14 protein-coding genes are annotated in these 10,057 nt (G+C 66.6%); 8 read left to right on the forward strand and 6 right to left on the reverse strand.

The window, feature by feature from the left end; translation table 11 throughout:
• Window positions 1-105: 105 nt before the first annotated feature.
• From DU475_RS06125 to DU475_RS06150, 6 genes are all read left to right on the forward strand, one after another.
• Window positions 106-699, forward strand: coding sequence for a hypothetical protein (locus DU475_RS06125; protein ID WP_164631272.1), 594 nt, complete (start codon window positions 106-108; stop codon window positions 697-699).
• Window positions 700-791: 92 nt separating this feature from the next.
• Window positions 792-992 (forward strand): hypothetical protein, encoded by a 201-nt coding sequence (locus tag DU475_RS06130; RefSeq protein ID WP_164631274.1) that lies wholly within the window; start codon window positions 792-794, stop codon window positions 990-992.
• A 4-nt stretch (window positions 993-996) separates the two neighbouring features.
• Complete coding sequence (locus tag DU475_RS06135; RefSeq protein WP_164631276.1) at window positions 997-1,176, forward strand: hypothetical protein; 180 nt, start codon at window positions 997-999, stop codon at window positions 1,174-1,176.
• Window positions 1,177-1,261: 85 nt separating this feature from the next.
• Window positions 1,262-2,008 carry an HK97 family phage prohead protease gene (locus DU475_RS06140; RefSeq protein ID WP_164631277.1) on the forward strand — a complete coding sequence of 249 codons (747 nt, stop codon included), beginning with the start codon at window positions 1,262-1,264 and terminating at the stop codon, window positions 2,006-2,008.
• 131 nt (window positions 2,009-2,139) lie between these two features.
• Window positions 2,140-3,396, forward strand: a complete 1,257-nt coding sequence (locus tag DU475_RS06145) for a phage major capsid protein (protein WP_164631279.1) — start codon at window positions 2,140-2,142, stop codon at window positions 3,394-3,396.
• Between the two features lie 329 nt (window positions 3,397-3,725).
• Entirely contained in the window at window positions 3,726-4,097 is a 372-nt protein-coding gene (locus tag DU475_RS06150; protein ID WP_164631281.1) for a DUF2019 domain-containing protein, read from the forward strand.
• Window positions 4,098-4,182: 85 nt separating this feature from the next.
• Here DU475_RS06150 and DU475_RS06155 read toward each other — a convergent pair whose 3' ends face one another.
• The 4 genes from DU475_RS06155 to DU475_RS24215 form a co-directional block, all read right to left on the reverse strand.
• Window positions 4,183-4,740, reverse strand: coding sequence for a hypothetical protein (locus tag DU475_RS06155; protein WP_047308480.1), 558 nt, complete (start codon window positions 4,738-4,740; stop codon window positions 4,183-4,185).
• Window positions 4,741-4,743: 3 nt separating this feature from the next.
• Window positions 4,744-5,331, reverse strand: a complete 588-nt coding sequence (locus DU475_RS06160; RefSeq protein WP_047308479.1) for a ComF family protein — start codon at window positions 5,329-5,331, stop codon at window positions 4,744-4,746.
• 358 nt (window positions 5,332-5,689) lie between these two features.
• Window positions 5,690-6,187 carry a hypothetical protein gene (locus tag DU475_RS06165; protein ID WP_164631283.1) on the reverse strand — a complete coding sequence of 166 codons (498 nt, stop codon included), beginning with the start codon at window positions 6,185-6,187 and terminating at the stop codon, window positions 5,690-5,692.
• Window positions 6,188-6,663: 476 nt separating this feature from the next.
• Window positions 6,664-6,825: a hypothetical protein gene (locus tag DU475_RS24215; protein WP_246700255.1), complete on the reverse strand. Its 162-nt coding sequence runs from the start codon at window positions 6,823-6,825 to the stop codon at window positions 6,664-6,666.
• Between the two features lie 235 nt (window positions 6,826-7,060).
• Between DU475_RS24215 and DU475_RS06175 the strand changes: the two genes are divergently transcribed.
• A complete protein-coding gene (locus tag DU475_RS06175) occupies window positions 7,061-8,017 on the forward strand; it encodes a hypothetical protein (RefSeq protein ID WP_164631285.1) in 957 nt (318 codons plus the stop codon).
• Window positions 7,899-9,254: a DNA-packaging protein gene (locus DU475_RS06180; protein ID WP_502706841.1), complete on the forward strand. Its 1,356-nt coding sequence runs from the start codon at window positions 7,899-7,901 to the stop codon at window positions 9,252-9,254. Before DU475_RS06175 ends, DU475_RS06180 begins: the two co-directional genes overlap by 119 nt.
• Window positions 9,255-9,267: 13 nt before the next feature.
• Here DU475_RS06180 and DU475_RS06185 read toward each other — a convergent pair whose 3' ends face one another.
• Together DU475_RS06185 and DU475_RS06190 are read right to left on the reverse strand one after the other, a co-directional pair.
• Window positions 9,268-9,579 (reverse strand): hypothetical protein, encoded by a 312-nt coding sequence (locus tag DU475_RS06185; protein WP_164631287.1) that lies wholly within the window; start codon window positions 9,577-9,579, stop codon window positions 9,268-9,270.
• Window positions 9,580-9,663: 84 nt separating this feature from the next.
• Window positions 9,664-10,057, reverse strand: a 394-nt coding sequence (locus DU475_RS06190) for a trypsin-like serine protease (protein ID WP_164631289.1), incomplete at its 5' end; no start/stop codon positions are given.

Here is a 10,057-nt window from a genome sequence, read left to right on the forward strand (position 1 = left end):
TCGCAGGCTGCACCTGTTGCCGAAAGTCGGACTGCAATTGGGCAATCCTCATGTCACGATTCGCGAGGCAAGATCAGGTCGCGCGAGCGTGATGTGGCAGGGCGAATGGCAAGTCTGGAGAAGGAAGTGAGGAAGCGGATCTACTTTCAAGGTCTGGACCCGGACGGTTGGCCGGAGCCCGGCGAGCTAGCGCCTTACTTCCTGGCGCCGGCCGAGAATCCGTGGGCTCCCGATCCGCACGGAAACGACGAGTTTGGGCTCGAGATTTCGGGATTGTACGGCACCGATGGCAAGCCGGAAGTCGATCAGGTCAACGTGCATCTCACAATGGTTGGTACACCTGATTTTGGCGTCTTCTTGCACTATTCGAAATGGGATGGCCGGATCAGGCAGCCGCTTGATTGTTACTCCAAGGGTGACATGAGCCGGATCAAGCAGTGGTTGCGGACGCTGCAAGGCGATCTGCGGCCGATCGGTCTGTTCATTCCCTACGCGAAAGCCTGGCCCGCCGTGAAGGAGTTCATGGAGCGGGACGGCGAACTGCCGACCAGCATCGAATGGGTCGACGGCAAGGATCTGCCACCCAACACCTTTCGCTTCCCGGGTTTCTTCAAGCCCGGGCCGGAGCCGCGCGTATTGCGGGATGAAGATATCAACGAGCAGCCAGCCGGCGACGGCTTCGGGTTTCTGCGCCGCTGAGCAGCGAGCGCGAGCGTTCCTCTCACGATGAAGAACGACTGACGGCGCGTGGACGATTGTCCGCCACGCGGGTGTCTGCGCGCGAGATGCCGATGTCCGATCTGATCAAGATGTTTTCCGAGCGCGGTGACCTCGCTCATGTGGCGCTGTTGCTGTGGGCGATCGGGGCCAGTCTCGGGCTGTGGTTTGTACTTCGCGAGTGGGCGGCGGCGGTGCGGCGGTTCGATGATTTCGTCCACGCGCTCGAGCTGTTCAACCGCCGCGCGCGGCGCCGGGCGATCGACGAGGAGTAGGGCGATGCAGCGGCTGTCCAGTGTGCTCACCCGCGTCCGCGCCGAGACCAAATCGGCGAAGGATCCGCAGACGATCTTCCGCGAATTCCTGGCGCATCTGGCCGGCGCGCATCGCAAGCCGGCGGCGCGGCGCGCCGCGCCCAAGCCGCCGCCGCGCAAGCGGTCGGCCAAGCGCGCGAAGTAACCGCCGCGCAGCCGCGGCTGCTCCGCCGCGCAGACCACCGCTCACCATAGCCATCCCGACTCACTCGTATCCTGCGAGGCCGCTCATGCTTGCCCCGTCGCCTGCGCACGCCGCGTTGCCTTCGCCTGCGCCGCTGCCGGCGCGGCTGTCGCTGGCCGAGGACGGCAGCATCGACGGCTATGCCAGCCTGTTCGGCGAGATCGACCAGGCCCGCGACATGGTGATGCCCGGCGCCTTCACCCAGACGCTGAAGCAGCGCGGCTTGCGAAAAATCCCGATGCTGTTCCAGCACGATCCCGCCGAGCCGGTCGGCGTCTGGCTGGAGCTGGCCGAAGATCTGCGGGGCTTACGCGCCCGAGGCCGGCTGATCCCGGATGTGGCGCGCGGTCGCGAGCTGCTGGCGCTGCTCCGCGCCGGCGCGATCGACGGGCTGTCGATCGGCTATCGCACGGTGCGCGGCCAGATCGATCCGAAGACGCGGGTGCGGCGGCTGTATCAGGTCGATCTTTGGGAGATCTCGATCGTCACCTTTCCGCTGCTGAACGGCGCGCGCATCGCCACCGTCAAGCAGACGCCGCGGCCCTCGCCGCAGCGCGCCGCGGCGGAGGCGGCGTGGCGCCGCGTCCAGGACGTCGCACCGACCCGTTCGGACGATGCCGCGGAGGCACCGGCATCGCCGATCCGGCGCGGGAGGATCGCGGCGACGCTGTCCACCCGCGCCGGCCGCAAACAGGCGCTGGCGAGTATCACCGGCCGCGTATGCCTCGACCTCTCCCCGCGCGCGGCCGGATCGGCACGGCGCGCTGATGCGGGCGAGGAAGCGTCGTCGTGAGCCCCAGCGCTGCGATGCGCGGCTGCCCTCACTCCAGCCCTCTCCCGCGCGCGGGAGAGGGGGCCCGCTGCGGATCGGGCGGACGACTTTTTTTAAGACCGACGTCCTTCATCATCACCACAAGGGATCTCATGATGACCACGTTCGACCATGCCCCCGAGACCAAGGCTGGCTTTGCCGGCGACGATGCGCAGCAGGTGTTCGATGCCTTGATGCGCGCGTTCGAGGACTACAAGGCCGAGAACGACGCACGGCTGAAGGCGATCGAGACCGGCAAGGGCGACGTGCTGGCCGAGGAGAAGCTGGCGCGGATCGACGCCGCGCTGGATCATCAGCAGCGCCGGCTCGACGAACTCGCCCTGAAGGCGGCGCGGCCGCAGCTCGCCGCGGAGCGGACGCCGCCGGCCGCCGATCAGCGCGAGCACAAGGGCGCGTTCGAGGCCTATGTCCGCACCGGCGAGGCCGCCAGCCTGCGCCGGCTGGAGACCAAGGCGCTGTCGGTGGGCTCCGATCCCGACGGCGGCTATCTGGTGCCGACCGAGCTCGAGCACACGATCAGTTCGCGGCTCGCCGCGATCTCGCCGATCCGCTCGCTCGCCACCGTGCGCGAGATCTCCGGCGGGGTGTACAAGAAGCCGTTCGTCACCGCCGGGCCTGCGACCGGCTGGGTCGGCGAGGGCGACGCCCGGCCGCAGACCGCGTCGCCGTCGCTGGATGCGCTGTCGTTTCCGGCGATGGAGCTGTACGCGATGCCGGCCGCGACCGCGACGCTGCTCGACGACTCCGCAGTGAACATCGACGACTGGCTGGCCGGCGAGATCGACCAGGCGTTCGCCGAGCAGGAGGGCATCGCCTTCGTGTCCGGCGACGGCGTCAGTAAGCCGAAGGGCTTCCTCGCCGTGCCGACCGCGGCCAACAGCGCCTGGAGCTGGGGCAAGCTCGGCACCATCTCGACCGGCGCCGCCGGCGCGTTCGCCGCCACCGCGCCCGGCGACGTGCTGATCGACGTGATCTACGCGCTGCGGCCGGGCTATCGCCAGAACGCCAGTTTCGTGATGAACCGGCGGACGCAGGCGGCGATCCGCAAGTTCAAGGATTCCTCCGGCGCCTATCTGTGGCAGCCGCCGGTCACCGCCGGCGGCCGCGCCAGCCTCGCCGGCTTCCCGCTCGCGGACGCCGAGGACATGCCGGACATCGCGGCGAATTCGCTGTCGATCGCGTTCGGCGACTTCCGCCGCGGCTATCTGATCGTCGACCGCCAGGGCGTGCGCGTGCTGCGCGATCCGTATTCGTCGAAGCCCTACGTGCTGTTCTACACCACCAAGCGCGTCGGCGGCGGCGTCCAGGATTTCGACGCCATCAAGCTGGTGAAGTTCGCAGCGAGCTGAGGCGCCGCGCCGGTTCTCCCTCTCCCGCCCGCGGAAGAGGGCCGGGTGAAGGCCGTAGGGTGGGTTAGGCGCGTAGCGCCGTAACCCACCGAGGCGCCTGATACCGCGTGTCTGAGCATCACAGCCGCCGTCCGGCCGATCACTCGATCACGAGCGGCCTTGATGTCGGCGAGTAGTCCTGGCAGCTTTCGTCACCGAACAACAGGGCTGCTCTGTCGTTGGTGTCTCGAACGACAGTGGAGCGCTTAAGCTGCCAGCGAATTCCCCCGCAGCCGAAGCGGAGATACGTACAGCCCATGGAGGCGGGGCCGCCGCCGGAGGTCGTAGCCATGAGCAAGCCGGATCTGCGCGGGATGGCGACGCCCGACCTTGTGGCTCTATTTGCCAAAGTCACGGTCGACCAGGACGACGCCTTGCTCGGCAACCAGATCGCGAGGTTCAATCGCCTGTTCGGCGTGATGGCAGAGATTGCGGACGAGCTGAAGTCGCGCGACGGCGACCAGCGCACCGCGCTTCTCAGCCTTTTCGAATACCCCAATATGCAGGTGCGGCTTCAGGCCGCAAAGCTGACGCTCGCCGTCGCGCCGGTGGAAGCGCGCCGGCAGCTCGAAGCGATCGCATCCTCGAAATGGTTTCCACAAGCCGGCGACGCCGGCATGTGCCTTTCGTTTCTGGATGATGGGACGTTCAAGCCGAAATGATGCGGCGACGCGACCCTGCAGTGGCTGTCACGCGTATCCTCACCTCGTAGCGCGTATCGGCTCGGTGTAGTCAGTGTGGAAACCATCAAACCGCGAGCGAAAGCTGGTTCTGCGTCAGCGCCTGCATGCGGGCGTTGAGCTTGATCTTGTCGTCGGCTTTGGCGCGGGCATGGTCGGACATCGCCGAGACGAGCGCTTGTAACCCGCCGGCATCCGCCACCGTCACGAATGTCTTGGTCTTGTTGATGAACACGACGGCCTTCCGGCCCCGCGCCAAAAGCTCGATAATATTGGACAGCGTGCCGGTGCTCTTGCAGTCCCACACCATCAGGCCGACGTCGCTGACGCGGGCCATCTCGCGGTCTTTGGCGGTGAAGAACGCCCGGCTGCCGGCTGCGGCGGTCGTCGATACGGTCTGCACCGGCCAATTGCCGACATTGTTGCGCGGCGTCTCGCCGCTGCAATACACCGTCACTCTTACGGCGCCATGCTCCGCCAGGCAGATTTGAATCGAAGTGTCCGCCCCATCGGCGTCACCGACCACGACGTCGAGGTCCGAACCGGCGATCGTGGCGATTCGTTGCTCGACCTGCTTGTCGAGCCGACTGATCGAGATCGAGCCTGCGATGAACACCGTGGTCATGAGCTACGTCTTCGTGATCGTTGCGGCGTAGATCTTGCCGATCTTGGGATCGGCCCGAAGCGCCGCACAGGCGGCTTCCATCGACGCTCCCGTATCGAACAGATCGTCCAGCAGCAGGGCGTTCCACCGCCCGTTGCCGCCGATCACGTCTTTTACCGCAAAACAGCCGGCGAGGGCAGTGGCTTTCTCGTCCTTCCCGGTCAGGTTCTTCAATTGTGGGGCCCCAACGGGCGCTGTTTTGCTCAGCAAATCGGTGAAAACGGGAAGTCCCGCCAAACGCCCGAGCTGAGTGGCAATTTCGGCGACCGGCTGCCGCACCCGGTGCACGGTTGGGGGCATCGGCACGATCAGGCCCACCTTGGTAAACCGCGGCAGCAACGACTGCCTTAGCTGGTCCGCGAGCCGACCCACCTGTGTCCAATCCGAACGATATTTCAGCTTGAACAGCGCCTCGCCCGGCTCTGATCGAACGGTGTCGAACCGCGGGTGCCCGTGCTCGTCATCACCGAGATAGGTGCTCGACAGAACATGCTGATGCAGCGCGTAACCCGCATCCCAATTCCCCTTCAGGGCTCTGACATCCACCAGCATAGGGCTGATCCGGTCGATATGGCTGCACAGAAACGGGATCCTTCCGGGGCGGCCGGCTCAGTTGCAAGACAGGAGCTTCCCGGACAAGGCCGGGCCGTACAGCTTCTCTGCCGTCGACGGGGTCGTCACCAACGCTGATGATGCGCCGGAATCGTGCCGCGCACGGTATCGGTCGCCTACGGCGATCTCCGCTGCGACACTCTGATCGTCGATTGCGATGGAGTACGCGTGCTGCGTGTCGATAGGGAAAGGAGAATTTTTATCGCGATCAGGTTGGTGCAATCTCAGCGAACTTAGAACGGGTGCGGAAAGAGGTGGGTAGGAGTTGTCGCAACTTCGACCTTGCGGCTGCTAGACCTCATTTAAAAAGAGCATTTGGAAAAGCGTTGCGAGGAATTACGACGTCTTTTCCAAGCTTTTTTCCTTTGGTGCCAGGCTCGCTAATATATGCGTGCAAGCTTCCACCAGGTGGAATAGTCAAAAGTACGACATACTGGTCTTCGGCTTTGCCGTTCGAGGCTTTTCGTCTTTCAATTAGTTCGTGTAATCTTTCAAGTGGGAGGCAGCAAATCTCCTTTCCTTCGACGCAGACGAGAACCAAAAACAGCTCGTTATTTGCCTTAGAAATTTTGTCCAGATCAGAGAGTTGATCTTTGTGAAACGTGAATTGATATTCGCCACGGTTGTTTGGTCGGCTGCAGTACTTCAGATAGATCGATAGGTCGTCGTTCACCTTGTAAGCGTTATCGTACTTGGATGATTTGATTCTCAGCGAGTTGATTGCGGTAAATTGCGGATGCTCTGCGATCTGGATTAGGGCCGCTCCGTGATTAAAATGGTCGTCACGAATTTTCATTTGCATTCCCTGGTGGCTAGGTCTGAAACGTTCAGTGGTATCTGATGCTTGTCGCCGCCGCTTTGTCGAATCGACATGGCGCATCCTAGTAATAATGTAGTTCGGGGGGAAGCCGAAGTGGTCGCGGAGATCGACATCGTATCTTCCACGTGAGGTCTGGCAGTGCTTCTTTGTAGTCTATGATGTGAAGAGCGTTCGTTTCGCATTCATGTACAATAAGTCTCTGCTCACTTTTTGAAGGTGTGGCAAAGGCCGCTCAATCGCGGCGGCGAGGCTTGAGCTGGAAGCGTTGCGTAGGAGGACACGGTCAACGCCTCGGCGCGCTCTCCACCGGCGCCATGACGAGGTGGTTGAGGCTGAATCCGGCGCGCCGGGGTTGCGTTCGAGACATCCCCGTGCAGCGCCGGATCGGTCACTACGACTTAACCTCAATGCGGCTTGTCGGGCTCCTCGCCGCCCTCTGTGCAAAAGGCCAGCTAGTCCTCGATCGAATTGGCGGATGCCTTCTTTGCTTCAGCGACGGATTTGCCCTGAAAGGTGATGACGTCCCGCGTGCCGGCGACGTCGCCGTGGAAGATCCCGGCGTCGGTGTCGTATTCGGCCGTGGCAGTGTAGCCCTTGTAGGTCATCGTGGTCATGGCTGGCGCCGAATTCGTGCACGCCGCTGCAGTCGCCTCGGTGACGGTGCGGCTGGCTGCAGCATGGCAGCGCTTTCCGGCCGCGGCAACTGGCGCGATCCCATATCCCCCGGCCGGTGCTGCAAGGCGTGGATGCCCGGCACAAGGCCGGGCATGACGAGCGAGCCGGTGATCGCAGGAATGCAGGACCGCTTGCTCGGCGGCGTGAGCCGAACCCAACCGGTAGGGAGCTCTCATGACCGACAATCCTCCGCCGCCCCGTTATTTGCCGCGCGGGCTGACGCCCGAGGCGGTCGCGGAGCTGAAGCGGCTGTACGAAAAGACCGACGAGCCGCTGACGGAGGTCGCGGCGCAGTTCGAGATCTGTCGGCACACGCTGCGCAAGGTGGCGGAGGCCGAGGGCTGGACGCCGCGGCTGGAGCGCCCCCGGGTCGGGCCGCGGCCGCCGCTGCCGGTCCGCCAGGCGCGCGGGTTTTCGCAGCAGGCGCTCGACGATCTGCGGCGGCGCTACGTCGAGACCGAAGAGCCGGTGCAGCGCATCGCTGAGGACTACCACATTCATCGCAACACGCTGGAGCGGCTGGCGATGCAGGAGGGGTGGCCGCGCCGCAAGGATCGGCCACCGCGCGACATGCCGGTGCTGCTGCAGATCAATCGCGAAGCGACCGCGGCGCTGCAGCAGGCCCGCGCGATCGCCGCCGGTGCGCCGCTGCCGGGGTTGCCGCCGCCCGCGGTGGGCACGAAGGCCGCGGGCGACACGGAGGCCGCGGCGCCTGCGTCCGAGAGCGAGGCCGAGATGGCGCCTGTGACCGAGGCATCGGCCGCAACGCCGGCCGACCAGGCGTCGCCCGAAGCGGCGCTGTCGCTGGCGCGGCGGCTGGAGCGCGCGGTGGAGACCCAGCTCCGCAAGGTCGAAAACCTGCGCGAGGACACCACGCTCGGCGGCCACCGCGCGGTCGAGGCCGAGCGGATCGCCCGCACGCTGGCGGCGCTGACGCAGACGCTGTTCAAGGTCCGCCAGCTTCGCGATCCCGAACGCGCGCTCAGCGCCGCCGATGACGAGATGCCCGCCGATGCCGATGGATTCCGTCTGGAGCTTGCGCGCCGCATTGAGACGTTTGTCGGCGGCGGGACTGACCGAGCGCTTCCTGCGCCAGGCCAGCCTGCGCAACCTGGCTCGGCTGCAGGATGATTTCGCCGTCTTCGCGCATCCGCATCAGGAGTCTGCGGACGCCGGCAATGACGGCGCGCCGTGGACGACCTGGCTGATGCTCGGCGGCCGCGGCGCCGGCAAGACCCGCGCCGGCGCCGAATGGGTGCGGGCGATGGTGGCCGGCACGCCGCCTTATGCGACGCGGCCGCACGGCCGGATCGCGCTGGTCGGCGAAAGCTGGCACGACGCCCGCGAGGTGATGGTGGAAGGCGAATCCGGCCTGCTGCGGATCACGCCGCGCCGCGAGCGCCCGGAATGGATCGCCACCCGCAGGCGGCTGGAATGGCCGAGCGGCGCGGTCGGCGAGGTGTTCTCCGCCGACGATCCGGATAGTTTGCGCGGCCCGCAATTCGAGGCGGCGTGGTGCGACGAGCTGGCGAAATGGCGCTACGCTGAAGCGAGCTTCGACATGCTGCAATTCGGGCTGCGGCTCGGCGCTCGGCCGCGGCAACTGATCACCACGACGCCGCGGCCGCTGCCGCTGATCAAGCGGCTGCTCGGCGATCCGCATACCCGCGTGACGCGGGCGCCGACCCGCGCCAACGCCGCGCATCTGTCGCCGGCGTTTCTCGAAACCGTGGTGGCGCGCTATGCCGGCACGCGGCAGGGCCGGCAGGAGCTCGACGGCGAACTGATCGAGGACCGCCCCGACGCGTTGTGGTCGCGCGACCGGATCGAGCGCGCCCGGGTCGGCGCGGCGCCGCCAATGGTGCGGATCGTGGTGGCGATCGATCCGCCGGGCTCGTCGCGGCCGGGCGCGGATGCCTGCGGCATCGTCGCGGCGGGGCGCAGCGCGGCCGGCGATTACTACGTGCTGGAGGACGTCTCCAGCGACCGGCTGTCGCCGGCGGCCTGGGCGGCGCGCGCGATCGCGCTGTATCACCGGCTCGAGGCCGATGCGATCATCGCCGAGGTCAATATGGGCGGCGAGATGGTGCGCGCGGTGCTGCACGAGACCGACGCCGCGATCCCGGTGCGCGAGGTCCGCGCCAGCCGCGGCAAATTCGTCCGCGCCGAGCCGGTGGCGGCGCTGTACGAACAGGGCCGGGTGCGGCACGTTGGCTGCTTTCCGCTGCTCGAAGACGAGATGTGCGATTTCGCACCCACCGGGCTGTCCTCCGGCCACTCGCCGGACCGGCTCGACGCCCTGGTGTGGGCGATCACCGCGCTGATCGGCGGCGCCCATGCGGGGGGGCCAAGGATGCGGGTGCTGTAGCTACGCGCCGCGCTCAGCAGTAGCCGTACCAGCCGCAGGCGTAGGGCAGGCGGCCGAAGATCAGGTTCGGATCGGTGCCGTAGTAGCTGCGGTACAGATACGAGCGCGGCTTGCCATAGTAGCCGTGCACGATCGGCGGCACGTCGACCTCCGGCGCATACACCGGCGTGCCGCTTTCCATCTCCAGCGATGGCCGCACGCCGCGCGGCTGCGGTTGCGGCTCGGCGAAGATCCTGCCGATCTTGCCGTGCATCGGCAGATCGGCGGCGCGCGCCGGCTGGGCCAGCGGCCACGCGATCAGCAACACAAGCACGACACGCAGCATCGCGGCACTCCGGATCAGGAGCCGCCAGGGTGGGGGATTATGGTTAATAAAGATTAACCAGCGGCGCGGCTGTGGCAGCCGTTGCTACCGCGCCAGCGCCGAGCCCCAGCTCTGCGCGGTGCGGGCGATCCAGTCGCGGTACAGCGTCAGCGGGGTGACGCCGGTGAGGCCGCCGCAGCCGGCGCTGTTGCCGGGGCCGGTCGACCACGACACCACGCCGACGACCACCAGCCGGTCGTTCTGCGCCTGCAGCGCCGGCCCGCCGGAATCGCCGGTGCAGGCACCTAAGCCGGCGCGGCCGCCGCCGGCGGCGGGATCGGTGAGGCGGATCTGCAGGCGGCCGGGGCGGCCGGTCGCGGTCAGCGTCGCGCTGCGCGCGGTGCCGCCGCTCTTGCCGTGGCCGCGCCGGGTGACGCCGATGCCGGCGACGGTGAAATCCTGGCCGGCGGCGAGCGGATCGTCCGGCGCCGGCCAGGAT

Origin of the sequence: Rhodopseudomonas sp. WA056 (genome assembly GCF_010906995.1) — a bacterium.
Classification (GTDB): domain Bacteria; phylum Pseudomonadota; class Alphaproteobacteria; order Rhizobiales; family Xanthobacteraceae; genus Rhodopseudomonas; species Rhodopseudomonas palustris_G.

Bases quoted from the DNA above. Each gene is read 5' to 3' on its own strand.
- DU475_RS06125 (WP_164631272.1), top strand. From the start codon at position 106: ATGGCAAGTCTGGAGAAGGAAGTGAGGAAGCGGATCTACTTTCAAGGT.
- DU475_RS06130 (WP_164631274.1), top strand. From the start codon at position 792: ATGTCCGATCTGATCAAGATGTTTTCCGAGCGCGGTGACCTCGCTCAT.
- DU475_RS06135 (WP_164631276.1), top strand. From the start codon at position 997: ATGCAGCGGCTGTCCAGTGTGCTCACCCGCGTCCGCGCCGAGACCAAA.
- DU475_RS06140 (WP_164631277.1), top strand. From the start codon at position 1,262: ATGCTTGCCCCGTCGCCTGCGCACGCCGCGTTGCCTTCGCCTGCGCCG.
- DU475_RS06145 (WP_164631279.1), top strand. From the start codon at position 2,140: ATGATGACCACGTTCGACCATGCCCCCGAGACCAAGGCTGGCTTTGCC.
- DU475_RS06150 (WP_164631281.1), top strand. From the start codon at position 3,726: ATGAGCAAGCCGGATCTGCGCGGGATGGCGACGCCCGACCTTGTGGCT.
- DU475_RS06155 (WP_047308480.1), bottom strand. From the start codon at position 4,740: ATGACCACGGTGTTCATCGCAGGCTCGATCTCGATCAGTCGGCTCGAC.
- DU475_RS06160 (WP_047308479.1), bottom strand. From the start codon at position 5,331: ATGCTGGTGGATGTCAGAGCCCTGAAGGGGAATTGGGATGCGGGTTAC.
- DU475_RS06165 (WP_164631283.1), bottom strand. From the start codon at position 6,187: ATGAAAATTCGTGACGACCATTTTAATCACGGAGCGGCCCTAATCCAG.
- DU475_RS24215 (WP_246700255.1), bottom strand. From the start codon at position 6,825: ATGACCACGATGACCTACAAGGGCTACACTGCCACGGCCGAATACGAC.
- DU475_RS06175 (WP_164631285.1), top strand. From the start codon at position 7,061: ATGACCGACAATCCTCCGCCGCCCCGTTATTTGCCGCGCGGGCTGACG.
- DU475_RS06180 (WP_502706841.1), top strand. From the start codon at position 7,899: ATGCCGATGGATTCCGTCTGGAGCTTGCGCGCCGCATTGAGACGTTTG.
- DU475_RS06185 (WP_164631287.1), bottom strand. From the start codon at position 9,579: ATGCTGCGTGTCGTGCTTGTGTTGCTGATCGCGTGGCCGCTGGCCCAG.